The 23,929-nt window shown below is 38.3% G+C and carries 25 protein-coding genes; 24 read left to right on the forward strand and 1 reads right to left on the reverse strand.

The window, feature by feature from the left end; translation table 11 throughout:
• From BUA88_RS16190 to BUA88_RS12325, 23 genes are all read left to right on the forward strand, one after another.
• The coding region (locus tag BUA88_RS16190; RefSeq protein WP_159430897.1) for a hypothetical protein at positions 1-212 on the forward strand (212 nt) is incomplete at its 5' end.
• Positions 213-1,152: 940 nt separating this feature from the next.
• Positions 1,153-2,130 carry a calcium/sodium antiporter gene (locus BUA88_RS12220; protein ID WP_072918455.1) on the forward strand — a complete coding sequence of 326 codons (978 nt, stop codon included), beginning with the start codon at positions 1,153-1,155 and terminating at the stop codon, positions 2,128-2,130.
• Between the two features lie 214 nt (positions 2,131-2,344).
• A complete protein-coding gene (locus BUA88_RS12225; protein WP_242939618.1) occupies positions 2,345-3,022 on the forward strand; it encodes a YczE/YyaS/YitT family protein in 678 nt (225 codons plus the stop codon).
• Between the two features lie 138 nt (positions 3,023-3,160).
• Positions 3,161-3,442 (forward strand): hypothetical protein, encoded by a 282-nt coding sequence (locus BUA88_RS12230; RefSeq protein ID WP_072918458.1) that lies wholly within the window; start codon positions 3,161-3,163, stop codon positions 3,440-3,442.
• A gap of 16 nt (positions 3,443-3,458) precedes the next feature.
• The gene (locus BUA88_RS12235) at positions 3,459-4,010 is read left to right on the forward strand and encodes a GNAT family N-acetyltransferase (RefSeq protein WP_242939619.1); all 552 of its coding nucleotides are present in this window, start codon (positions 3,459-3,461) and stop codon (positions 4,008-4,010) included.
• 51 nt (positions 4,011-4,061) lie between these two features.
• Positions 4,062-4,889 (forward strand): alpha/beta fold hydrolase, encoded by an 828-nt coding sequence (locus BUA88_RS12240; RefSeq protein ID WP_072918461.1) that lies wholly within the window; start codon positions 4,062-4,064, stop codon positions 4,887-4,889.
• Positions 4,890-5,366, forward strand: coding sequence for a Cys-tRNA(Pro) deacylase (gene ybaK, locus BUA88_RS12245; protein ID WP_072918463.1), 477 nt, complete (start codon positions 4,890-4,892; stop codon positions 5,364-5,366). It abuts the gene before it with no gap.
• A 13-nt stretch (positions 5,367-5,379) separates the two neighbouring features.
• Positions 5,380-5,853, forward strand: a complete 474-nt coding sequence (locus tag BUA88_RS12250) for a GNAT family N-acetyltransferase (RefSeq protein ID WP_072918465.1) — start codon at positions 5,380-5,382, stop codon at positions 5,851-5,853.
• Between the two features lie 103 nt (positions 5,854-5,956).
• Positions 5,957-6,601 (forward strand): MerR family transcriptional regulator, encoded by a 645-nt coding sequence (locus tag BUA88_RS12255; RefSeq protein ID WP_072918467.1) that lies wholly within the window; start codon positions 5,957-5,959, stop codon positions 6,599-6,601.
• The gene (locus BUA88_RS12260) at positions 6,582-6,893 is read left to right on the forward strand and encodes a YbjQ family protein (RefSeq protein ID WP_072918470.1); all 312 of its coding nucleotides are present in this window, start codon (positions 6,582-6,584) and stop codon (positions 6,891-6,893) included. Before BUA88_RS12255 ends, BUA88_RS12260 begins: the two co-directional genes overlap by 20 nt.
• Before the next feature lie 61 nt (positions 6,894-6,954).
• Positions 6,955-8,490, forward strand: a complete 1,536-nt coding sequence (locus tag BUA88_RS12265; protein ID WP_072918472.1) for an alanine/glycine:cation symporter family protein — start codon at positions 6,955-6,957, stop codon at positions 8,488-8,490.
• Entirely contained in the window at positions 8,490-10,622 is a 2,133-nt protein-coding gene (locus BUA88_RS12270) for an ATP-dependent helicase (protein WP_072918474.1), read from the forward strand. The genes BUA88_RS12265 and BUA88_RS12270 overlap by 1 nt, the downstream gene beginning before the upstream one ends.
• Before the next feature lie 17 nt (positions 10,623-10,639).
• Positions 10,640-10,921, forward strand: coding sequence for a hypothetical protein (locus BUA88_RS12275; protein WP_072918477.1), 282 nt, complete (start codon positions 10,640-10,642; stop codon positions 10,919-10,921).
• A gap of 121 nt (positions 10,922-11,042) precedes the next feature.
• The gene (locus BUA88_RS12280) at positions 11,043-13,355 is read left to right on the forward strand and encodes a DUF2298 domain-containing protein (RefSeq protein WP_072918479.1); all 2,313 of its coding nucleotides are present in this window, start codon (positions 11,043-11,045) and stop codon (positions 13,353-13,355) included.
• Positions 13,356-13,500: 145 nt separating this feature from the next.
• Entirely contained in the window at positions 13,501-13,962 is a 462-nt protein-coding gene (locus BUA88_RS12285) for a LytTR family DNA-binding domain-containing protein (RefSeq protein WP_072918482.1), read from the forward strand.
• Complete coding sequence (locus tag BUA88_RS12290; RefSeq protein WP_072918485.1) at positions 13,959-14,681, forward strand: LiaF transmembrane domain-containing protein; 723 nt, start codon at positions 13,959-13,961, stop codon at positions 14,679-14,681. Before BUA88_RS12285 ends, BUA88_RS12290 begins: the two co-directional genes overlap by 4 nt.
• A 65-nt stretch (positions 14,682-14,746) precedes the next feature.
• On the forward strand, positions 14,747-15,604 hold the full coding sequence (locus tag BUA88_RS12295; RefSeq protein WP_072918488.1) for a patatin-like phospholipase family protein: 858 nt from the start codon (positions 14,747-14,749) through the stop codon (positions 15,602-15,604).
• 32 nt (positions 15,605-15,636) lie between these two features.
• The gene (locus BUA88_RS12300; protein ID WP_072918490.1) at positions 15,637-17,202 is read left to right on the forward strand and encodes an ABC-F family ATP-binding cassette domain-containing protein; all 1,566 of its coding nucleotides are present in this window, start codon (positions 15,637-15,639) and stop codon (positions 17,200-17,202) included.
• 136 nt (positions 17,203-17,338) lie between these two features.
• Entirely contained in the window at positions 17,339-18,280 is a 942-nt protein-coding gene (locus BUA88_RS12305; protein WP_072918493.1) for an ABC transporter ATP-binding protein, read from the forward strand.
• On the forward strand, positions 18,280-19,425 hold the full coding sequence (locus BUA88_RS12310; RefSeq protein WP_072918495.1) for an ABC transporter permease: 1,146 nt from the start codon (positions 18,280-18,282) through the stop codon (positions 19,423-19,425). The genes BUA88_RS12305 and BUA88_RS12310 overlap by 1 nt, the downstream gene beginning before the upstream one ends.
• Positions 19,412-20,575, forward strand: a complete 1,164-nt coding sequence (locus tag BUA88_RS12315; RefSeq protein ID WP_072918498.1) for an ABC transporter permease — start codon at positions 19,412-19,414, stop codon at positions 20,573-20,575. The genes BUA88_RS12310 and BUA88_RS12315 overlap by 14 nt, the downstream gene beginning before the upstream one ends.
• Positions 20,565-21,554: a sensor histidine kinase gene (locus tag BUA88_RS12320; protein ID WP_083572514.1), complete on the forward strand. Its 990-nt coding sequence runs from the start codon at positions 20,565-20,567 to the stop codon at positions 21,552-21,554. Before BUA88_RS12315 ends, BUA88_RS12320 begins: the two co-directional genes overlap by 11 nt.
• Positions 21,551-22,183 (forward strand): response regulator, encoded by a 633-nt coding sequence (locus BUA88_RS12325; protein WP_072918504.1) that lies wholly within the window; start codon positions 21,551-21,553, stop codon positions 22,181-22,183. Before BUA88_RS12320 ends, BUA88_RS12325 begins: the two co-directional genes overlap by 4 nt.
• 13 nt (positions 22,184-22,196) lie before the next feature.
• Here BUA88_RS12325 and BUA88_RS12330 read toward each other — a convergent pair whose 3' ends face one another.
• Positions 22,197-22,973 carry a histidinol-phosphatase gene (locus BUA88_RS12330; RefSeq protein ID WP_072918506.1) on the reverse strand — a complete coding sequence of 259 codons (777 nt, stop codon included), beginning with the start codon at positions 22,971-22,973 and terminating at the stop codon, positions 22,197-22,199.
• Positions 22,974-23,159: 186 nt separating this feature from the next.
• Here BUA88_RS12330 and BUA88_RS12335 point away from each other — a divergent pair, with 186 nt between their 5' ends.
• Complete coding sequence (locus BUA88_RS12335) at positions 23,160-23,918, forward strand: SGNH/GDSL hydrolase family protein (protein ID WP_072918508.1); 759 nt, start codon at positions 23,160-23,162, stop codon at positions 23,916-23,918.
• Positions 23,919-23,929: the final 11 nt, after the last annotated feature.

Here is a 23,929-nt window from a genome sequence, read left to right on the forward strand (position 1 = left end):
ATGAGCTTTGTGCTCCACACCAAGAAATGGAAGCAATACCATTTCCTAATGATAATTCGAAAGCTGTGGCAATGGATAAGCTCATCCAGGAGCTAATTGGAGATAAGCTTTTAGAAATCAGCAAGTATGTAAATATGAATGTCATAGATAGAACCATTATTATTGATCAGACTTCACTTCATAATGATGGTTATCAGATAATTGCTCACTAAGAGGTGGGTCAAAACAAAGTATAAAAAATAGGAATAACAAAAAAACTGACCCACCCAGTAAAATCATCACTGGTGGGTCAGAACTAAACGAAAAAGCGGGTCAAATCTACTTGACAATCAACAAGGATTTCCTCGGAGGGCTTTTTTCTTTGTTGAAAATAAAAATGTAATGGGTGATAATAGGTGAAGAGAAAATGTGGAACATAAGAGATTATATAGAAAGATACATATAATGAAAAAGACAATAATTAGAAAAATTATATATGTTTTTGTATGTCTTTTTTTGTTATGCAATTTTTTCTGTCTTGATAAGGACGGTCATACCGAGGCAGATGCATTTAGTTATAATGATTCACCATCTATAACTATACATGTGCCTAATGGTATTCAAATGGAAATCAAGAGTGAAAAGAGTTCTAGTGCTGTAGTAGCAAGTACTATTGCTAAAGCAGCTCAACTGAAAACATTTTCTAATTTTAGATATTTTTTATATACACTCATATTAGTTATATTAGGATGTTTCTATATATTTAAAAGATATAATCTGTTCATATCTGAAGCAACCTATCTTAGAACTTTCGTTATCAGATTTATCCACAATAAGGACGGCCGCAAACGTATTTAAAACTTCAACTATGACTTCTTGTGGGCTACTTAAGGAAAAAGCCCACAAGAACTTGGCTTCGCCAAGCAATATTTTCTTTCAGAAAATATTGGTCTATGTCCGGTTCTTGTTTTTCTGATGAAAAACAAAAACCTATGATTTTCAGCTTATGCAGAAACTGCATAGGTTTATTTTGCGTACAAAGGAGTTTAAAAATATGTTTGAAAATATTTTAATAGGAGTTTTTGCAGTAATAATTATTGGTGGAGCCGTCGTTGCATGGTGGATTGAAAATGGTCCAGAGAAAAAAGATAAAGACGATAAGAGGAATGAATAATGATAATTTATATAGCAGTATTAGTCATAGGATTTATTGCATTAATAAAAGGTGCGGATTGGTTTGTCAAGGGCAGTTCAGATATAGCTAAAAACCTTAGAATACCATCTGTTATTATAGGATTAACGATTGTTGCATTAGGAACTAGCGCACCAGAACTTGCAGTAAGTGTGGCGGCCGCAATTCAAGGAGCAAATGAAATATCAGTTAGTAATGTCGTAGGCTCAAATATTTTTAACCTTATGGTTGTGTTAGGAATATGTGCATCTATACACCCTTTAGAAGTGGATAAAAAAATCTTAAAACGTGATATGCCGGTATCTATATTAGCGACAATAGTGACATTAGGTTTTTGTGTAGAATATCCACTACTTCAAAAAATTCAATTATCAAGACTTCGGGTGACCGATGAAGCTGGAATGATTCATCGGTGGTTAGGTGTAGCGCTAATAATAAGCTTTGCTATATACCTATATTTATTAATATGTGATGCCAGAAAAAATCCAATTGAAGAAGATGATGTGCAGTATTTGCCTATTTGGAAATGCTTGGTATTAGCTATAGTGGGGCTTGTATTAATTATCGGAGGCGGCCAGGCTGTAGTAAATGGAGCAAGAGAAATAGCTAGAATGGCAGGAATGAGCGAGACATTAATAGGTTTAACTATAGTTGCTGTAGGAACTTCATTGCCTGAGCTTGTAACATCAATAGTTGCCTCCCAAAAAGGTGAAACAGGACTAGCTATTGGAAATGCAGTTGGATCCAATATTTTTAATTTATTATTGATATTAGGATTATCTGGAACAATACATCCAATGACTGTAAATTTGGCGACAATAATTGATATAATAGTGTTAATCTTAAGCAGTATTATGACACTCATTTATGCAAGAACATCTGCAAGAATAAATCGACCAGAAGGCCTTTCGATGGTTATATTGTATGTCATCTATGTTGTATATGCGATATTGAGGTAATAATATGTTCTGGTCGTGTTGCTACAATCATCGAGTAATAACGAGCGAACAGTCCAACCCAAATTATAAAATCATGCCCTTCGAGGATTCCCCTCGGAGGGCTTTTTAGTTATAAAAATGCTAGAGTCCTTTTCTTATAATTTTTTTATTGTTATTTTTATGTTATAATCCACAGCGGTATATATAAAAGTAAAATGCATAGAGGTAGTAAAAAGTGTTTCAAAGGAATAAAGATAACGACACATTAAAGAAAATAGTATTAAACGTGCTGCTGGCGACAGCAAGCTTATTCGTTAATGGGTTTGGAGTTTATCTTACTATTCAGGCTAATATTGGAGCATCACCTTGGGATGTGCTTAATCTTGGTTTATCTAATACCTTTGGAATCCTTTACGGCACAGCAGCTATCATAGTATCTTTTTCGATTCTCGGAATAGATATTTTAATGAAAGAGCCTATCGGAATCGCTATGATAATAGATTCTATTGTAGTAGGTAAAACAGTAGATCTTTTTAATAGAATAAATTTAGTTGAAAAGTGTGATTCAATTTTCTTGGCAATTCCAATGATGATTTTAGGGTTATTCATAATGGGTTATACCCAGTACACATATATGAGTGCATCCTTAGGATGTGGCCCTCGTGATACTCTTCTTATAGGGTTAACAAGAAGAACTAAGCATGTATCTATTGGTCTAGTAAGTATCATGCTACTTGCTACAGCTACTGTAGTTGGTTGGCTACTAGGTGGGCCAGTTGGAATAGGTACAATTATATGTGCCTTTGGAATGGGACCTATCATGCAGTTCGCATTCTTTACAGTGAAGTTTAATGCTACTGAGATTAGGCATCAGACTATATTAGAATCATTTAGAGTGATTAAAAATAAGTAGATATTGAAGGCTTCGAGTTTTTCTCGGAGCTCTTTTTGTTTGCAAATCAATCTGGTATTGCTATAATTTGAGTAATTATTTAGTATACAATTTAAGAGGAGTGTCTTATATTCCTGCGGGAGTGAAAGGAGAAATGTTATGGTCACACTATTCAACAGAAAGAAGCTATACGAAGACTATTCATCTATGGAAATAGCAAGAATAACAGAGCTTCTAAAAGCTAATAGCATCAGCTATGAGACTAGAACAAAGAGGAATCAGTCAAATTTTGATATGGCATTGCATTCTTCTATGACAACTAGCATTGGTAATGGTGGAGCATATTCCGGTGGGCAGGCTATAGGGAACCTAACATTTCTTTATAAAATATATGTTAGCAGAGCCGACTATGAAAAGGCGAAAAAGCTTATAGAAGAGTAGACCAAAGGAGGAGACCTTGATTACATACAAAGCAATTCAACTAAAAGATGGAAGAGAATGTATTCTAAGAAATGGAGAGCCAGAGGATGCGATAGATTTCATGAAATATTTCACTGATTCTCATGCAGAGACAGAGTTTCTCACCACATACCCAGATGAAACTGAGCATAATGAGCAGATGGTGGCTGCCCATCTACGAGGGAGAAAAGATAGCTCCCATGATATTGAAATAGTAGCCATAGTGGAAGGAAAGCTCATTGGCAGTGCTGGAATTGATATGATTCGTGACAGGGATAAGACCAGACACAGAGCCGAGTTTGGAATCACCGTAATGAAGGATTACTGGGGACTAGGAATTGGAAATGAGTTGACGGCAATGTGTGTAGAAGCTGCTAAAGAAGCTGGATACTTACAGCTTGAGTTAGATGTTGTAGCAGACAATGAAGCCGCCCAAAATCTTTACAAAAAGCATGGCTTTATAGAATATGGCAGGAATCCAAGAGGCTTTAAAACAAGAGCAGGCAAATGGCAGGAGCTGGTTTTAATGCGACTAGAACTTGATAAATAGAAATTACAAGATAACAATGTACTAACAAACACTAGACAGCAAGGAGACCTCATGACAGAAAAAATTTACAAAACACCCAAAGGAGATATCCACTACTGGATAAATACAGAAGGCGCAAATCAGAGTTACCAGCTGGTTTTTCTACCAGGATTAACAGCTGCCCATAGATTATTCGAAAAGCAGCTTCAGGAGTTTGAAGGGAAGTATCCTGTGTTTGTGTGGGATGCACCAGGACATGACACATCTTACCCTTTTGAGATGACATTTTCATTAAAGGATAAGGCAATATGGGTAGATGAAATCCTTAAAGAAAATGGTTTTGATAATCCAGTAATAATAGGCCAGTCCATGGGAGGATATCTGGGACAGATGTATGCTCAACTTTTCCCAGAAAAGCTAAAGGGATTTATTTCTGTGGATTCTGCACCACTTCAAACTCAGTATTACACCAAGCTGGAGCTGTGGCTACTTCACAGAATGGAGCCAGTTTATCGCTATTATCCTTGGAAGACTCTGCTTAGACAGGGCACAGATTATGTAGCTACATCTGAATATGGAAGAGCCCTTATGAAAGAATTCATGATGACCTACGATGGAGATAAGGACAGATATGCAAAGCTTGCAGGAGGTGGCTACAAGATTCTTGTGGAGGCTGTAGAGGAAGCACTTCCTTATGAAATAAAGTGTCCTGCAAGATTAATTTGTGGAACAAAGGACCACGCAGGCTCTTGTATCAGGTATAATAAAGCATGGCATAAAAAGACAGGGCTTCCAATCCACTGGATTGAGGGAGCAGGTCACAATTCAAATACTGACAGGCCAGAGGAAATAAATGAAATCATAGCAGATTTCATGAAGGAATTAGAAGGTAATAAGTAAATGAAAAACAATGATAAGACAAATGTAATGCGAGTCCTGGACTCGAAGAAAATAAAGTATGAAAGCCACACTTATGAGGCAGATCCTACACTTACAGGTGAGCAGATAGCAGGAATTCTTGGGGAGGACACGGAAAAGGTCTTTAAGACACTTGTCACCCAGGGAAAGACAGGCGCTTACTACGTGTTCGTTGTGCCGGTGGAGGCAGAGCTTGATTTGAAGAAAGCAGCCAAGGCAGCAGGTGAGAAATCAATCAGCATGATTAAGCAAAAGGATTTGCTAGGCCTGACTGGCTATGTGCATGGTGGATGCTCACCAATTGGAATGAAAAAGCAGTTCGCCACATTTATACATGAAACAGCGGAAAGCTATGAAAAAGTATTTGTCAGCGCAGGAAAGGTGGGAGCACAAATCGAATTAGCACCAGCTGACCTGATAAAAATTGCAAATATCAAGGTGGCAGATATCATAAGCTAGAAAGGCAAAACCCATGACAATAAGATTAGCTCAGGAAAAGGACATTCCAAAGATTATAGACCTACTGCAGCAGGTACTGGAAGTTCATGCAAAAATCAGACCAGACATTTTTATTTCAGGTACTACCAAGTACAGCTTTGAAGATGTAAAAGAGATGCTTGGTGTGGAGACAAAACCTATATACGTTGCCGTAGATGAAGAGGATAACGTGTTGGGTTATGCCATCTGTGAGATAAAAGAGACACCGGAAGATGCCACAAACAAGGTAAAGTTTAAGCAACTTTATATCGATGATTTGTGCGTGGATGAAAAAGCGAGAGGTCAGCATGTAGGAAAAGCTTTGTTTGAATATGTCAAAGAAGAAGCAAAGCAAATGGGTTGCTATGAAGTGACTTTAGCAGTCTGGACAGGCAACGACAGAGCTGAAGCTTTCTATGAAGGTCTTGGAATGAAGACCAAAGAACGTATTATGGAATTTATTTTATAAAATATATAGAAAAGTATTGACCTTCCATCTTGTGGAAGGTTTATATTTTAGGCAAAGATAAGGCCAAATCTTTTAAAGGACAATCGTTAGTGAGGGCGTTTTAATGAAGATCAACCAGGTAGAAGAGCTTGTGGGAATCACAAAAAAGAACATAAGATTTTATGAAGACCAAGGCTTAATTACTCCAAAAAGAAATTCAGAGAATGGCTACAGAGAGTACTCATTGGAGGATGTAAGAGTTCTAAACAAAATCAAACTCCTTAGAAGACTCGAGGTGCCTATTGAAGAAATCCGTAAGCTTCAGGCAAAGGAAATCTCATTAGATGATTGCTTGCAAAAGCAGAAACAAGAATTTGCCAAAAGACAAAAGGACATGGATATTCTGTCGCGGCTTTGTCAGGAAATCATCGATACCAGTGATGAGCTGGAGGACATGGATGTAGAAAAATATCTGGATGATATGAAACGCCTTGAGAAGGGAGGCGTAAGCTTTATGGATATCAATAAGGTTGATGTAAAAAAGGCAAAGCGTGGTCCTAAGATTGCAGCAGTAGTATTCATAATATTTATGGTAGCTATGATTGCATTAATGGTGTTGGGAAAGATGTCAGATCCAGAAACGCCAATGTTTTTCATAATTCTTATGATTGCTCTATTTATAGCTGCAATAATTGGAGTCTGTTTGGCACTATCACAAAGATTAAAGGAAATAGATGGAGGAGAACAAAATGAAGCTAATAAGTATTGAAAACATTCCAGGACAGGAATACGAAGTATTAGGATTGGTAAAGGGTACAATCGTACAGTCAAAGAATATCGGAAGAGATTTTATGGCTGGTATGAAGACTATTGTAGGTGGTGAGCTCGCTGGCTACACAGAGATGCTTACAGAGGCAAGACAGATCGCCACAAAGCGTATGGTAGATGAGGCTGAGCAGCTTGGCGCAGACGCTATTATTGGAGTACGTTATTCAGGCTCAAGCGTAATGCAGGGCGCAGCAGAGGTTCTTGCCTATGGCACAGCTGTAAAATTTATATAGAACTTGAAGCTTAATAGGGTATACTGTAATTAGTAAACGATTCTAACGAAGGGAGAAAGTTATGGATGCACTATTAAGCTTTATTACAGCAGTATGTGGTAAGATTCAGGTAGTTTCTGATTTATTTTGGGATTTTCCTACGAATTTTGATTGGTATGCAGGTATTCCAATCCTTGGAAATTTCTCACTGGCTATTATTTTATTAATTGGCTCGGGAATCTATTTTTCTATTAGACTTCGTTTTATTCAGGTTAGAAAGTTTAAGAGGGGAATAGAGGTTTTAAAGAATAGTAAAGCGAAGACAGGTATTTCTCCGCTTGCATCATTTTTCCTATCCACAGCAATGCGCGTAGGCCCTGGTAACATCCTTGGCGTAACAGGCGCTGTATCAGTAGGCGGCCCAGGTGCATTGCTGTGGATGTGGATTTCTGCATTCTTCGGAATGTCTACAGCATTTGTAGAGTCTACACTTTCCCAGATTTTCAAAGAGAAAAAGGATGATGAATACATTGGTGGTATGGCTTTCTACGGCAGAAGACTTCTTAAAAACTCAGCAATCGTAGGTGTTGTACTTTCTCTTATGTATATCATTTATGCGCTGCTTTGCTTCCCAGCACAGGGCTTTAATACAGTATCTGCAATGGGACAGATAGCAAGCATAGTAAGTGGAACAGAGCTTCCAACAACGCATGCAGTATATTGGATTGGTTTTGTAATCGTAATCATCGCAACAATCGCGGTTTCCTTTGGTGGAACAAAGAAGATTTCCCATGTGACAGATATTCTTGTACCTGTAATGGCAATTGTGTACGTGGTTACCGTATTTGTACTTATCATTATCAACTTTACAAGAATTCCTTGGTTCTTCTATGCAGTATTTACCGAGGCCTTCAAGCCAGAGGCTGTATTCGGAGGTGCCTTTGGTATTGCATTAATGCAGGGTGTCAAGCGAGGTCTTATGTCTAATGAAGCTGGTCAAGGTACTATCACAATGCCAGCAGCTGCTTCAGATGCAGAACATCCATGTGATCAGGGTTGTGTACAGGCTATTGGTGTTTTCCTTGATACAATAGTAATTTGTACCCTTACAGGTTTTGTAGTTATTATGGGTCGCGTATGGCTTACAGATAATGGAGCAGCTTGGTTTGAGCTTGGAAAGCTTCCAAAGTACCTTGCATCTGCAGCAGAGCTTACACCAGGAACAGCATTTAATAACGTAGTTACATTGTTGATATCTCTATGCTTTGGTTTGTTTGCATTTACATGTCTCCTTGGATTTATGTCCTTCTCGGAGATTTGTGCTAACAGAATAAACCGTAGTAAGACATTTATCAATGTAATCAGAGTGCTGGATATCCTTGTAATTTGCTTCGGAATGCTTACATCCATCGTTGGAATGGATTTAGGGGCATTGTGGGATTTATCAGATTTTGCTAATATCTTGATTGCATACTGCAACATTCCTCTTTTATATATTGGATTTAAGTATGTAAAAAAAGCCCAGCTCCATTACGAGAAAGAGGATGGAACACCTTTTACATCTGACGTTATCGGCATGGATGTAAGCGTCTGGGATGAAAGAGCTAGAAAGAATTAATGTTAGAAAAACAATTTATTGAGTTATACACATCACAATTAAATGAGCAACAAATGGAAGCAGTACGGACCGTCGAAGGGCCCGTGCTGCTTTTGGCTGTTCCAGGAAGTGGTAAGACCACAGTTTTGGTGAACCGCCTTGGATACATGATTTATTGTAAGGGAATAGCCCCGGAGAATATTTTGACTTTGACCTACACAGTGGCAGCCACAAAGGACATGGCCAACAGATTTGAAAAAATATTTGGCCCAGATCTTTCGGATAGATTAGAATTCAGAACTATAAATGGAATTTGTTCCAAGGTCATTGCCTATTATGGCAGAATGATTGGAAAGAATTCCTTTGAGCTTTTGACGGACGAGAAGGAGATAATCAGACTCCTTTCAAGCATATATCTAAATGTGGAAGGGGAATATCCTACAGAGAGTGATATAAAAAATATCCGCACACTCATAACCTACTGTAAGAATATGTATCTTACAGGTGATGAGATTGATAAGCTTGGCAAAGATGAGGATATAAATCTTCGCAAGATATATGAGGCATACAATAATGAGCTGAAGAATCACAGCCTGATGGATTATGATGACCAGATGCTGTATGCCTACAGAATCCTGAAGGGTTCACCTGTGGTGCTCAACTACTATAGAAAGATGTACAAATATATTTGTGTGGATGAGGCCCAAGATACCTCAAAGATTCAGCACATGATAATTTCCTTACTTTCCGGTGAAAGTGGAAATCTTTTTATGGTAGGCGATGAGGATCAGAGTATTTACGGATTTAGAGCAGCTTATCCAGACGCACTGTTGAATTTTGAAAGAAATCATGTAGGTGCAAAAGTGTTGGTGATGGATAAGAATTATCGTTCTAATGCTAAAATTGTAGAAGCGGCAGATATCTTTATCCAGCACAATAAGGACAGACATAAAAAGCATATCTGTGCCACAAAGGATGCCAAGAGCGAGATTAGCTTTGTAAAGATAGACAGAGAAAAGCAGTACAGCTATCTGGTGAAGGTGGCAGAAAACGTAAATACGAAGACGGCAGTATTGTACCGAGATAATGAAAGCGTGCTTCCTCTTGTAGATGCGTTGGAAAGACAGTCGGTGTCTTATAACATAAAAAATGTAGACATGGCTTTCTTCACAAACAGGGTGGTTATCGACATAATCAATATGCTTCAGTTTGCTTTCGTGCCGATGGATGCAGAGCTGTTTATGAAGATATATTTCAAGTTCCAGCTGTATCTCAGCAAGAAGGATGCTATAGAAATGTGTGAGCTTGCAGAGAGAAATCATTCAGATGTGTTAGATGCTATAGAGCTTTTAAATCTTAAAGGTCATGTCTTAGGCAATTGTAAATCCTTAAGAACCCACTATAGAAATATGGTGGATGAGACTCCTTACAAGGCAATTAACCGCATAGAGAATTTTATGGGTTATGGAGATTATCTTAATGACAACAATATAGACACCAACAAAATCTTCATCCTGAAGATGCTGGCTAAAAAAGAAAAAGATATTCCATCCTTCCTAAACAGATTGAATGAGCTCAGAAGAATTCTTATGGAAAAGAAGAATGATAGTAGTTCCAAGCTTATTCTTTCTACAATTCATTCCAGCAAGGGATTAGAGTATGATTCGGTAATCTTGATGGATGTAATTAACGGTGTATTTCCAAACAAAGTACTAAGAGCTAATACAAAGGCTACACCTCAGGAGAAGCGAGATTATGAGGAAGAACGAAGAATCTTTTATGTTGGTATGACCAGAGCCAAGGATAAGCTGACTATCTTCAAATATGAAAACAGGAACTCAACTTTCATTAATGAACTAAAGCCTGAGACCAAGAATGCCGAAATAGAAAACAAGGCATCCTACTCAGCCACAAAGGTTACATCATATTTCAAGCAGCCTAAGGTCACAAGCAAAGGAAATGAAAGTGCTCCAGACAGGTTAATAATAGGCCAGGTTGTTTCTCAAAAGAAATATGGAAAAGGGGCAATCACTGATGTTATTCTTTCAGATGATGGACAGCCAGAGAAGTTTTCAGTACAATTTGAATCAGGTGTAGAGAAGGATTTTATGTTTCCAAATGCATTTTCTTATGGAATGAAGATAATGGATTAATTAAGAGGGGTGGTAGAATGGATAAAGAATTACAAGACTTAAATAAACAGGTTTTGCAGGTACATGAGAGGGTGGATGTTTTATTTAGGACAGCCAAGATACCTTCAATGCTTATGAGCGAATATAAGAATAAGGTTTCCCAGTATGAGAACATGATTGAATCTGTGGAGACTATGAAAAAGATGGCAGGGAGTGACGATGCAGTGGAGAAGCTTATTTTCCAGCAGAAGGAAATCCTTAACCGAAGAATGAAGTGTGAACTTGAACTTGCAAGGAAAGCTCAGAGCTGCATAATCTAATTGCATAGTAATAAATTTGTAATATTTTTAGTTTTTCCCTAGGAATTCCCCTCGTATTACGATATAATTGACGAATACGGGGAGATGAGTATGGATAACATACGATTGGGGGACTAATGTTTTGAATAAGAAATTTAATTATAAGGACTACGTGCCAGAGAGTGCTATTTTCATAATTCTTCTTGGCATGATTGGTCTTCTATTTAAGGAAGAAAGCGTATACATCTATAAGTGGTATTTTGCCCTGTTGATAGTTGGTATAGGCTTTTTTTCATTGACTAAAAAAATCTTCAAGAACTTCACTGACAGAGGATATATATTCTCGAAGGTCTTAGGTGTTTCTATTTCTGGAATGGTGGTATTCTGGCTGTCTAATCTTAAGCTGTTAAAATTCACACCTTTAAACTGTGCCTTTATTACAGTTCTTTTAGCGGTGATTATTTCAACAGTATCAATCCTACAAGATAAGAAAAAAGACACCACTGTTTCTATCGACAAGGATAACCTGAAGCTCATGATAGCCGAGGAGCTTATGTTCCTCCTTCTTCTCACATGCCTGCTTTACATGAAATCTTTTAAGCCAGATGCATATGGCACAGAGAAATTCATGGATTATGGCTTCATGAACACCATGACAAAGCTTACATACTTCCCAGTAGAAGATATTTGGTTCGCATCTGAAAACCTCAATTACTACTATTTAGGTCAGTACTTTGCAGCCTTTATCAATCAGCTTTCCTTTAATGATGTGAGATTCAGCTACAATATCATGTTTTACACAGTATGCTCTATGGCATTTGTAGAGGCATTCTCATGTACTTACAAGCTTATTCAGACAAAGTTTGGTGCAGGCTTTAAGAAGGTTCATGGAATTATTGGTGGCTTACTTGGCGGTGCTGGAGTGTGCTTTGAAGGAAGCGCTCATTTTATCGTCTTTGGAATTGTATTAAACGCCTATAATGCGATTATCGGAAATACGGAGTACTCATACTGGTTCCCAGAGAGTACCAGATATGTTGGTTATGTGCCTGAGAGAATGGATAAGACTATCACAGAGACTCCATCATATTCCTTTGTAATTGGTGATTTGCATGCACATGTTATTAACATCATGTTCGTGCTTACAATCATTGGAATCATCATTGCCTTTGCTACACAGATGGCAGATAAGAAGGGCAAGAATCAGAAGCTCCAATTGGATTTCACACCAAAGGATTTTGTACTTAAGGCTCTTAATCCTACAGTGCTTCTCTGCGGCTTCTTCACAGGCTTCTTCCAGGGAAATAACTACTGGGATTATGCAATCTACATGATGATTTCCGCGCTGACAGTTTTATTTGTAGACTTCAAGGTATACGGATTTAACAAGAAGTGCACACTCTTCTCAGTAATCCAAATCGCATTCATTATGGCGATTGCTAATATAGTAATCCTTCCATTTAAGCTGAACTTTACAAAGATGGAGGGTGGTATTTTCCTTTGTGAGAATCACACTTTGTTCCATCAGCTTCTTGTTCTTTGGCTTTTACCAGTAGCTACTGCAGTTATCTGTTTGGTATTTGCTATCAAGGATTACTTAAATGATGAGGACAAGACTCAGGATAAGAAAATAAATGTTCTTGGCAGAATTATCGTAAATGCGAATATTGCAGATCTTATTGTGATGCTATTTACCTGCTGTTCAATAGGATTGATTCTTATCCCAGAGATTATTTATGTAAAAGATATTTATAACATCGATTACGCCAGAGCAAACACAACCTTTAAGCTGACATATCAGTCTTGTATTATGTTTGGAATAATCACAGGCTATGCCTTGATTTCTCTTTTTACCTTTAAGAAGACAAAGGTTAAAAAGATTTTGGCATGTGTACTTTTAGTGCCTACGCTTGTCTGCATGTCTTACTATTTTGTAAGCTGTCACAACTGGTTTGGAAATATCTTCGACAGCTCAAGACAAAGAACTTTAAATGCCACAGCGTTTATGCAGAACAATCCACAGTTTGTAGAGGATTTACAGGTCGTAGATTATCTGAACAGTCTCGATTATGATAAGCCACCAGTAGTATTAGAGAACTATGGTGACGCTTATACTGATGCAGGCAGAATGTCGGTAGCATCAGGTTGTCCTACAGTATTGGGATGGTATGCACATGAGTGGCTTTGGAGATTTAGCCAGGAGGCTGTCGAGAGTAGAGCTGCGGATATTCGTGAAATCTATACAGGTTACGACCTGGATACAACAAAAGAGCTTATAAAGAAATATAATATCCAGTACATTTATATAGGTCAATTTGAGTACCAGAGCTATGATTTTGCTGGCACACCAATCAATCTCTATAAGCTTTTACAGCTGGGAGATGTGGAACTACAGCTTGAGAATAGCTACTATGGAGGCTATCACAACTACCTTATTAAAGTGAATTTAGATTAGTAATTAAGGAACAGTCACATCCATGGCTGTTCTTTTTGCAAATAGAATTATTACCTTTGATATCAAAATAATTACCTCTTATCCCAAATTGTTGTGTAGGGGAAAAAGATGTGTAGAATATAAATCATAGGAGGCGCCAATAGTTATGAAGATAAATATTGACGTAGATGATTCTTTACAGCAGGATATGATAACCATTCACTGCCGAGAGATAACAGAGGAGATATTAGAGCTGCAGCGACTGTTGTCTGGGGGACAAATGGGGGCACAGAAAATATCAGCCTACATTGATGACACGGAATATTACGTGGAGGTCAAATCAATAATATTTGTTGAGGCTGATGGAAATTACATATCAATCCATACGGGGAAATCCATCTACAGGGTAAGACAAAAGCTATATGAGTTGGAAGAATTGCTACCGAGAGAATTCAAACGAGTGTCGAAATCAACTATCGTAAATACGGATTTGATTTCATCAATCAAAAAGAACATCACTGGAGCAAGTGAGATTTCATTTAGAAATTCCACTAAGAAGGCTTATGCATCACGCAACTACATTAAAGCACTTATAGAAATAATGGATGAAAAGAGGATAAAGAGATGACAAAATCAAAGATTAGAAACATTATTAGAGGTCTTGCACTTATCGCATTTGCGGTATGCTTATTACTTAGCAGATCAAACTATTTCACAGAGTTTCCAATGGTAAAAATGGCAGTATGTATCATTATGGTTGTAGTATTTGTAGAGCAGCTTATTGAGAGAAGCTTCTTAGGAATGTCTATTCCTTTGGGTGTTATGACTTGCTTATTCCAGTCAGAGCTTGGACTTGGTGATATTCATTTTGCTATCATAATGCTTGCTTTCGTACTCATTGGCGCAGGTCTTTCAATGATTTTTGGAAAAAAGTCACATCACATAAACATTGTTCGTGATGGAGACAGCCATACTATCGATGTAAGTGGAAAGGCAGAGTACTGGGAGGATGAAGGTAACTTCGACCTTGATAATAGCCTTGGTTCAAGAACTCAGTATATCAAGATTAACGATATGAAGAAGGGCAGCATCGACAATGCTCTTGGTCAGCTTACAGTATACTTCAATGGAACAACAGTTGATCCAAATGGTGCAGTTCTTGATATCGACAATGGCATGGGAAGTCTTTCAGTTTATTTCCCAAAGGAGTTCAGAGTATCATTTAACTGCGACAATGGAATGGGGAAAATCAATATGCACGGCGAGTGTTCGCAGGATATGTCTCAGCCACTTATCAAGGCAAATGTAGATAATGGAATGGGAACTATTGATTTTTACTTCGAGTAAAGGTTTAATATGATATAACGTCGAGGGACCATGGTGTGGTCCCTCTTTTTGGAGGTTAAGGCATAATGAAAAAGGGACTAGTTATGGAAGGTGGAGCTATGCGTGGCATTTTCACCTGCGGAGTTATCGATGTATTGATGGAAAATGGTATAGAGTTTGACAGTGCAGTAGGTGTATCTGCTGGGGCTACATTTGGATTGAATTTTAAATCAAAGCAGATAGGCAGACCTCTTAGATACAATAAGACTTACTGTAACGATAAGAGGTACTGTAGTGTTCGCTCACTAATTAAGACTGGTGATTTATATAATGTGTCATTTTGCTACGGCACACTTCCATACGAATTAGATGTTTGGGATGTGGACACCTTTTACAATAACCCTATGGATTTCTTCTGTGTTGCTACAGACATAAACACAGGAAAGGCTGTCTATCACAACTGTATTAATCGAGAGAAATCAAGAGACGGTCAGGATATTAAATGGATACGTGCATCAGCATCTATGCCTATGTTTTCCCGTCCGGTGGAAATAGATGGAGGGCTGTATCTTGATGGAGGAATGGCAGATTCCATACCTTTAAGGTTTATGGAAAGCCAAAAATGTGATAGAATCCTTGTAATCGAAACCCAGCCTGCAGACTATGTTAAGAAGCCTCAGAAGTATATGGGGATTATAAAGCTTGTACTTGGCAAATATCCAAACATGATAAAGACCATGAAGGATCGCTATAAGATGTACAATGATGAGAAGGCATACATCCGTGAAAAGGAAAAGGCAGGAGAGGTTTTTGTTATCAGGCCATCGGTAGCACCAAATATTAATCCTACTGAGAAAAATCCTGATGAGCTTCAGCGCGTATACGAAATGGGACGTGCAGAGGCAATCAAATCCCTGGAGGGATTAAAGCAGTACTTGGCATAGGAGACTATGCCTGATTTTGAAAGGTTTTAGGAATGAGTATTTTAAACGTAGAACATTTATCCCATGGTTTTGGTGACCGTGCTATTTTTGAGGATGTGTCATTCAGACTTTTAAAGGGAGAGCATATCGGACTTGTCGGAGCAAACGGCGAAGGCAAGTCTACTTTTATGAATATCATCACTGGAAAGCTTCAGCCTGATGAGGGAAAAATCGAATGGTCTAAAAAGGTGCGTGTAGGATACCTTGATCAGCACACAGCACTTGAAAAGGGCATGACTATCGGAAGCGTACTTCACTCAGCCTTCGATTTCCTCTATGACATGGAGCAGGAGATGAACGACATCTATGCCAGCCTGGGTGATGTCACTGATGATGACGAAATGAACAAGCGTATGGAGGAGGCAGGTACCATTGCAGACCTTCTTACTATGCACGATTTTTACATGATAGATGCAAAGGTAGAAGAAGTAGCCCGAGCACTTGGTGTATTGGAGCTTGGATTAGATAAGGACGTTACAGAACTATCCGGTGGCCAGCGTACTAAGGTCCTTATGGCAAAGCTTCTTTTAGAGAAGCCAGATATCCTTCTTTTGGATGAGCCTACTAACTATCTTGATGTGGAGCACATCGAGTGGCTCAAGAGATATCTGAACGATTATGAGAACGCATTTATTCTTATTTCCCATGACGTTCCATTCCTGAACTCAGTTATCAATCTCATTTACCACATGGATAACAAGCAGCTTAACCGCTACGTAGGAGATTATGACAAGTTCCAGGAAGTTTATGCTATGAAGCAAAGTCAACTTCAGGCTGCCTACAACAGACAGCAGAAGGAGATTGCTGAGCTAAAGGATTTCGTTGCCCGCAACAAGGCTAATGTAGCTACACGTAATATGGCTATGTCTCGTCAGAAGAAGCTTGATAAGATGGATGTAATCGAGCTTGCAGCAGAGAAGCCAAAGCCAGAGTTTTACTTTAAGGAAGCCCGCACACCAAGTAGAGTAATCTTTTCTACAAAGGAGCTTGTTATTGGTTACGATAAGAACGAGCCACTTTCAAAGCCTCTTAACTTGGAGATGCAGCGCAAGCAGAAGATTGTACTTACAGGTGCCAACGGTATCGGAAAGACTACTCTTTTAAAGAGTATCTTAGGTCTTATTCCACCACTTTCAGGTACAGTTTATCAGGGAGAATTCCTTGAGATTGGATACTTCGAGCAGGAGATGGATCAGCATATTTCCACTACATGTATCGAGGAAATCTGGAACGAGTTCCCATCATATAATCAGAATGAGGTACGTTCTGCCCTTGCAAAATGTGGACTTACAACAAAGCACATTGAGAGCTTATGTCGAGTTCTTTCCGGTGGAGAGCAGGCAAAGGTTCGTCTTTGCAAGCTTTTAAACCGTGAGACAAATCTTCTGCTTTTGGACGAGCCTACCAACCACTTAGACGTAGATGCCAAGGATGAGCTTAAGCGTGCCCTTAAGGAATACAACGGAAGTATCCTTATGGTTTGCCATGAGCCTGAGTTCTACGAGGGATTAGCTACTGATGTTTGGGATTGCAGCCAGTGGACAACAAAGACTATCTAGTCCCTGCAATACAATTGTTATATTACATAATGACAAATGTCACTTCACATAATGACAGCCTTCACTACAGAGGGCTGTCTTTTTTTCATATATTATTATCAGAAACAGAAAACACAAACACAAAAAGGAGAAGGATATGAGCCAGTGTGTAGTAGAAATAGAAAACTTAGTAAAAAGATATGGAGACAAGGTGGCAGTTGACCACTTTTCATTAAATGTAAATGAAGGAGAAATCTTAGGACTCCTCGGACCAAATGGTTCCGGTAAGACAACAACAATAAACTGCCTGCTTTCACTACTTCAGTATGACAAGGGAACAGTAACAATCTTTGATAAGGAGATGAAGCCAGAGGCCTACGACATAAAATCACAGATTGGTGTGGTGATGCAGAACGTAGCGGTTATCGACACACTTAATGTTTATGAAAACGTAGATTTTTTCTGCGGACTCTACATCAGAGATAAGGCAACAAGAAAACAGTATGTTGAAGAAGCACTGGAATTTACAGGTCTTACCGAGTACAAAAAATACAAGCCAAAGAAACTTTCAGGTGGTCTCCTTAGACGACTTAACATCGCCTGCGGAATAGCTCACAAGCCAAAGTTAATTATCTTTGATGAGCCTACAGTTGCAGTTGATCCACAGAGCCGAAATGCAATCCTTGAGGGAATCAAAAAGATGAACAAGGATGGAGCAACAATCATCTACACCAGTCACTACATGGAAGAGGTTGAGGAGCTTTGCTCAAGAGTGGTAATCATGGATCATGGCAAGAACATTGCAAATGGTACAACGAGTGAGCTCAAATCATCACTTATGAATCGCGAGACTATCAGAGTAAATCTTCCTAATAAAAACGATGAGGTAATCAAAGGATTAAAGGAAATCAATCATGTTTATAAGGTTAAGGAGGATGGAGATGATCTGGTTATTAAATGCGATGGTGGAGATCATAACCTGGTACATGTACTTAGTTATTTGACTGATAACAACATTCCATTTGGACACGTATCAACAGAACTTCCTACACTTAATGATGTATTCCTTGAAATCACTGGAAAGGAGCTCAGAGACTAATGTTCGGACGAATATTTGTATATAAATTTAAAGAGATTATACGAAACCGCTACATGGTGGGATGGAATTTTCTCTTTCCAATCGTACTTGCCACAGTTTTCTATATGGGATTTGGAAATCTTATAAAGGATGACCCAGACAATTTTCATACCATAGAAGCTGGATACGTAAATACGAATCAGGAAGAATCAAATTTTGAGAAGGTGCTGGAAGAGTTGGAAGAGGAAACAGACGGGAATGTAGCAATCTTATCTCTGAAAAAATACGATTCCAGACAGGCTGCAATGGATGCCATGAATTCAGATGAGGTTTTTGGATTCTATGTTGAGGATGGAGATGAAATCGAAACCATAGTTCCTAAGAACGGATACCATGCAACAATAATGAATCAGATTGTCAGAGAGTATGATAACAAAAAGAATGTGGTCGAAACCATAGCTAAGGATCATCCAGAAAAAATTCAGGCAGCTATGGATATGGTAACTGATAATATCACCATAATGAAGGAACATGATTTTGGAAATAACACATCACCTTACGTGCAGTACTTTTTTGCACTAATCGCCATGTCATCATTATTCAGTTCGTGGATAAGTACAGCTATTCTTGAAGGTATTTGTGCAAACATGACCGAGCGTGGAAAGAGATTTGAATGCTCACCAACAAGCAAGCTTATGACGATACTGGCAGGTATCTGTGCAGCAATGGTAATGCAGTCAGTTTCAAACGCAGTAGTTGTTATATACGTTCAGGAGATTTTGAAGATTAGTTTAGGTGCTCCACTTTGGAACATAATACTTATCACAACACTTGGAAGTGCAGTTGGAGTTTCATCTGGTGTACTTATAGGCTCATTGATTAAGAATGAAAAACTATTAATAGTAGTTCCACTTTGTTTTACAATGACATGCTCATTCTTCAGCGGCCTTATGTGGCATCAGATTAGACAGTACATAGAAAGCAGAGTACCAATCTTTAACAGAATTAACCCGGCATCACTTTTAGTTGACTGTCTGTACACTAGAGCCACTTACGGCAAAACATCTATGTATTATCAGGATATTATCACCATGAGCTGTATGGTTATAGGATGCCTCATTATTAGTGCATTCCTTTTAAGGAGGAGAAAATATGTCAGTCTTTAATGCAATAATAAAATCATTAAAAGCAAATATTACAACAATCATAGTTTATTTAGCGATTTTCACAGTATTTGGAAATATGCAGGCAAAGGCTACAGTTTCAACTCAGGAAACTACCTTTGAGGAAGCGATAATAAGGGTGGCTGTAACGGATAATGATAAATCACAGCTTAGTAAGGCTGTTGTTGATTATCTAGCAGAAACACAGGAAGTAGTTGATCCTAAGACAGATGATCCACAGGTAATGAATGATAATGTGCGCTTCTTAATTTACGATTATGCACTTATTATTCCAGAGGGATTTGAGGAGCAGATTAAGTCGGGAAATGCGGAGGATGCACTTACTTACATTGTACCTGGAACAACAATGTCACAGTACTTATTAACTCAGAAGCTTAATGACTATATGCAGGATATTGTGATATATTTAAATAGTGGTTATTCAGAGGAAGAAGCAATTGATCTTACTCATGAACAGATGGTAGAGCTTAGCAAAACACAGGCTACAGTAATTGATGAGCAGGAGGAAAATCATCGTTCATTCTTCACAGGAATGTTCACCTTTAATGGATACACAATGATGATGCTCCTTTGCATCTGCGGAGCTTGCACATTGACCTTCATGAAGGACAGAGATGTGAGCAATCGTATTTCCGTAAGTGGAATGCATTTCTTCACTAGAAACCTTGCAACGATTGCAGCAGTATTCTTTATTGGCTTTGTGATTACAACAGTTGTAATTATCGTAATTCAGTTGATGGGAATGGAATATGCAAATGATAAGCTTCTCTACTATGCAATTGATACCTACACCCTTATGTTTGTAGGACTTGGAATGGCATATTTCATCTGTTCACTTACAGCTAATGAGAATCTCATAAATATGGTGGCAAATATGTTTGTACTTTCAATGAGCTTCTTATGTGGAGTATTCGTAGACACACAGTATTTATCAGATTCCATCGTAAAGGCAGCACACTTTATGCCTTTGTACTGGTACACCACAGCAATTAAATTTATAAATGATACTCCAATTAATAATATTTGGAGCCGACAGTTTGGTACATACTTAATGATTGAAATCCTCTTTGCAGCAGCGTTCTTTATGGCAGGGATGATAATTTCAAGGAAAAAGGAACAATATGCTATTTGATGTAATCATTAGAGTTTTAGCAGCATTAGGATTAACAGTACTTATTAACGCAAGTGGCATTACAACTCTTTCGGTTGTAATGTCTATTTGCGTTTTTTTGATTCTTGAAATTAGTCTGCTTTTTGATAATAAGTGGGTGTATGGCACGTTATCTGTAATCCCGTTTGTTATAACCACAGGCTATGTGTTGCAGCAGGACAGGATAGCGCTCCGTATATTCTCACTTCTGGTTTTGGCAGGATTTACTTTGATTTCAACCATTCTCTATGAGCAGATGATGCAATATAAAAATCTTCTTCATAGAACCCGTGATGATAGCAAGGAGCTGGAAGAAATCTTGCAGGATAAGAACCGCAGACTTATGGCGGAGCAGGATCAGCAGGTGCATCTTGCTACTCTTGGTGAACGAAACAGAATTGCAAGGGAGATTCACGATAATGTAGGACACCTTCTGTCACGTGCGATTTTACTCTTAGGCGCAATAAATACAGTGAATAAAGACGAAAAGCTGGAGCCTCAGCTGAAAATGCTTGCTGACACACTGGATGAATCCATGGCAAAGATGCGAGCTTCCGTTCATGATTTACATGATGACTCTATTGATTTGAAAAAGAACTTTGATGATATAATTGGCGAGCTGAAAACTTATACCGTAAATACGGATTTAGATTTGGACGAAGCTATTCCGACAAATGTAAAACTATCCCTTATAGGAATTTTGAAGGAAGCTGTCACCAACATTTTGAAACACTCCAATGGAGATTCAGTTTCAATTATTATGCAGAAGAACTACAGCTTCTGCACGTTATCCATCACAGATAACGGCACAATATCAGATGCTATAAAAGAAAAGCTGACTACAGAAAATTACGAAGGTATCGGTCTTTCTAATATAAAAAACAGGGCGACTTCCCTTGGGGGAGATGCATACTTCTATACAGATAAAGGATTTACAGTATTTGCGAGGTTACCGTTATGAAAAAAATCTTACTAATCGATGATGATGAATTAATTACAATGTCCCTTGAAATGATTATTAATGCCGAAGAAGGCTTTGAAGTAATAGGAAAGGGAAATAGCGGAAGAGAAGGCGTAAAGCTTTATGACGAGCTACAGCCAGACCTGCTCCTAATGGACATTCGTATGGCGGATATGAATGGACTTGAGGCAGCAGAGGAAATCCTTTCAAAGCACAAGGATGCCATTATCCTGTTCCTTACAACTTTTTCAGATGATGAATATATCGTAAAAGCGTTGAAGCTTGGTGTCCGTGGATATCTTTTAAAGCAGGATTATAAATCTCTGCCTGCCGCGCTTCATGCTGCCATGGATGGTCAGAGCGTATTTGGTGGAGCCATAGTAGATAAGCTTCCAGCTCTTATGAATAGTGCCACAGAAGAAGACAGCGGATTTGATTATCAGTCTAAGGATATTTCAGAAAAGGAATACGAGGTTATTCAGCTGGTAGCCGAAGGATATTCAAATAAAGAAATCGCTCAGAAGCTTTTCTTATCGGAAGGCACAGTGCGAAACTACCTTTCAACCATTCTTGAAAAGCTGGAGCTTAGAGACAGAACACAGCTTGCTATTTTCTACCTAAAGAACTAAAAAGAGCTAAGGCCTATTTTACAGGTCTTAGCTCTATTACGTTATCTCCATATTCAATATTATTTCTTGTAAGGAATGCTTCAAATTCCTCCATCTGCCATGGCTGCATCACATCTTCAGGATGATGAGCATCGCATCCAATGACGAATTTTGCTCCCATAGCAGAAGCCATAGAGAAGAATCGGTCACTAGGATAATTTCTATTTAAGAAAAATCCCTGCATATTGATTTCAAGTGGAATATTAAGGTCAATGGAAGCCTTAACAATTCGCTTCATGTGGTGCTGGTAAACCATATCTGGCCCAACGTAGTTCATCAGATCTGGATGAGCAAGATAGCTGAACAATCCAGTCTGCATTCCTTCTATTGTTAAATCCACATAAGCTTTTACATTTGCTTCATCTGTAGTCTCAGCGCCCACGTAAAATCCATCTATTTCATTAGTAGGTGCAAAGTGCTGCCCCTGAATAATGTAGTCTATAGGATATTGACGTACCTGCTTCATCAGAGGCTCAAAATACTTATCTGTATACTCTACTTCAAGACCAATAAAGAGCTGAATATCCTTTTTGTATTCTTCACGGAGCTTCACCAGGGTGTCTGTATAGTTTTCAAGCTCGCTCATATCCATACGAATATTAGATTTATATTCTGGTGGATATGGCTGAGGAGTGTGATCAGAGAATCCTAATATCTTAAAGCCGTTTTCAATGGCTTTTTCAATGTACTCTCTTTCAGTTCCTACGGCATGATTACATCTTGTTGTGTGTGTATGGTAATTAGCTAGCATAATCTACCTCCGATAGCCTATATAATACCACAAATAAAAAATATGAAATGTGATTTTTATATCCAGATATGTCATAAGTTTGACAGATTGTGAGAATTATGTTAAATATTATGGACATAATTTAGACACAACTAGGTATTATAATGCAGAAAGTTTTGGTCACAAAAAATAAGTAGAAAGAAGATTATGAGTAAAAAATATTTAAGATGTATAGCAGTAGGCTTGTTATTTACATTATGTGCGATTCCTTCCCTGAAGAGTAATGCTGAGGAAATGACTCATCCAGTGGAAGTACCAGTTCAGCAGGTACCTGTGCAGGATGGTTCAGTACAGGCACTCACAGAGGAACAGCAGGCAGAGCTTCTTGTGCAGGAGCAGTTAGCACAGGTGACAGCAGAGCAGGCTACACGCCAGCTTGTTATCATTGGAGATTCCAGAACAGTCGGTATGAAGAGTGCTGTTGGAAAGAACAATAACATATGGTCTGCAAAGGTTGGAATGGGACTTGCGTGGATGAAGAATGTAGGCGTTCCTTCAGTCGAGGCAAATATAAATGAGAACACAGACGTGGTCATTCTCATGGGAGTAAATGATGTGCGTAGTTTGTCTTATACAGATAAATATGTATCATACATAAATCAAAAAGCAGATACATGGACAGCACTTGGTGCAAGTGTATATTATGTATCTGTAAATCCAATGGCATTTGAAACAAAGTCTTATCCTGGCATCACTAATTCCTTAATTGAAAGCTGGAATACAAAGATGCAGGAAGGACTTAATGAGAATGTTCACTATATCGATACCTATTCCACTATGCTTGGAAATGTAAGCTCAAGAGATGGTATTCATTACAACAAGAGCACATACAAAACAATTTATACCCTTATTAATCAGGGAATAATAATCGACAAATTAGAGCAGAAGATGGCTAATCTCTGTTAATGATAAAGGTC

The organism is Pseudobutyrivibrio xylanivorans DSM 14809, from assembly GCF_900141825.1.
Lineage (GTDB): Bacteria > Bacillota > Clostridia > Lachnospirales > Lachnospiraceae > Pseudobutyrivibrio > Pseudobutyrivibrio xylanivorans.

Bases quoted from the DNA above. Each gene is read 5' to 3' on its own strand.
- BUA88_RS12220 (WP_072918455.1), top strand. From the start codon at position 1,153: ATGATAATTTATATAGCAGTATTAGTCATAGGATTTATTGCATTAATA.
- BUA88_RS12230 (WP_072918458.1), top strand. From the start codon at position 3,161: ATGGTCACACTATTCAACAGAAAGAAGCTATACGAAGACTATTCATCT.
- BUA88_RS12240 (WP_072918461.1), top strand. From the start codon at position 4,062: ATGACAGAAAAAATTTACAAAACACCCAAAGGAGATATCCACTACTGG.
- ybaK (WP_072918463.1), top strand. From the start codon at position 4,890: ATGAAAAACAATGATAAGACAAATGTAATGCGAGTCCTGGACTCGAAG.
- BUA88_RS12250 (WP_072918465.1), top strand. From the start codon at position 5,380: ATGACAATAAGATTAGCTCAGGAAAAGGACATTCCAAAGATTATAGAC.
- BUA88_RS12255 (WP_072918467.1), top strand. From the start codon at position 5,957: ATGAAGATCAACCAGGTAGAAGAGCTTGTGGGAATCACAAAAAAGAAC.
- BUA88_RS12260 (WP_072918470.1), top strand. From the start codon at position 6,582: ATGAAGCTAATAAGTATTGAAAACATTCCAGGACAGGAATACGAAGTA.
- BUA88_RS12265 (WP_072918472.1), top strand. From the start codon at position 6,955: ATGGATGCACTATTAAGCTTTATTACAGCAGTATGTGGTAAGATTCAG.
- BUA88_RS12270 (WP_072918474.1), top strand. From the start codon at position 8,490: ATGTTAGAAAAACAATTTATTGAGTTATACACATCACAATTAAATGAG.
- BUA88_RS12275 (WP_072918477.1), top strand. From the start codon at position 10,640: ATGGATAAAGAATTACAAGACTTAAATAAACAGGTTTTGCAGGTACAT.
- BUA88_RS12285 (WP_072918482.1), top strand. From the start codon at position 13,501: ATGAAGATAAATATTGACGTAGATGATTCTTTACAGCAGGATATGATA.
- BUA88_RS12290 (WP_072918485.1), top strand. From the start codon at position 13,959: ATGACAAAATCAAAGATTAGAAACATTATTAGAGGTCTTGCACTTATC.
- BUA88_RS12295 (WP_072918488.1), top strand. From the start codon at position 14,747: ATGAAAAAGGGACTAGTTATGGAAGGTGGAGCTATGCGTGGCATTTTC.
- BUA88_RS12300 (WP_072918490.1), top strand. From the start codon at position 15,637: ATGAGTATTTTAAACGTAGAACATTTATCCCATGGTTTTGGTGACCGT.
- BUA88_RS12305 (WP_072918493.1), top strand. From the start codon at position 17,339: ATGAGCCAGTGTGTAGTAGAAATAGAAAACTTAGTAAAAAGATATGGA.
- BUA88_RS12310 (WP_072918495.1), top strand. From the start codon at position 18,280: ATGTTCGGACGAATATTTGTATATAAATTTAAAGAGATTATACGAAAC.
- BUA88_RS12315 (WP_072918498.1), top strand. From the start codon at position 19,412: ATGTCAGTCTTTAATGCAATAATAAAATCATTAAAAGCAAATATTACA.
- BUA88_RS12320 (WP_083572514.1), top strand. From the start codon at position 20,565: ATGCTATTTGATGTAATCATTAGAGTTTTAGCAGCATTAGGATTAACA.
- BUA88_RS12325 (WP_072918504.1), top strand. From the start codon at position 21,551: ATGAAAAAAATCTTACTAATCGATGATGATGAATTAATTACAATGTCC.
- BUA88_RS12330 (WP_072918506.1), bottom strand. From the start codon at position 22,973: ATGCTAGCTAATTACCATACACACACAACAAGATGTAATCATGCCGTA.
- BUA88_RS12335 (WP_072918508.1), top strand. From the start codon at position 23,160: ATGAGTAAAAAATATTTAAGATGTATAGCAGTAGGCTTGTTATTTACA.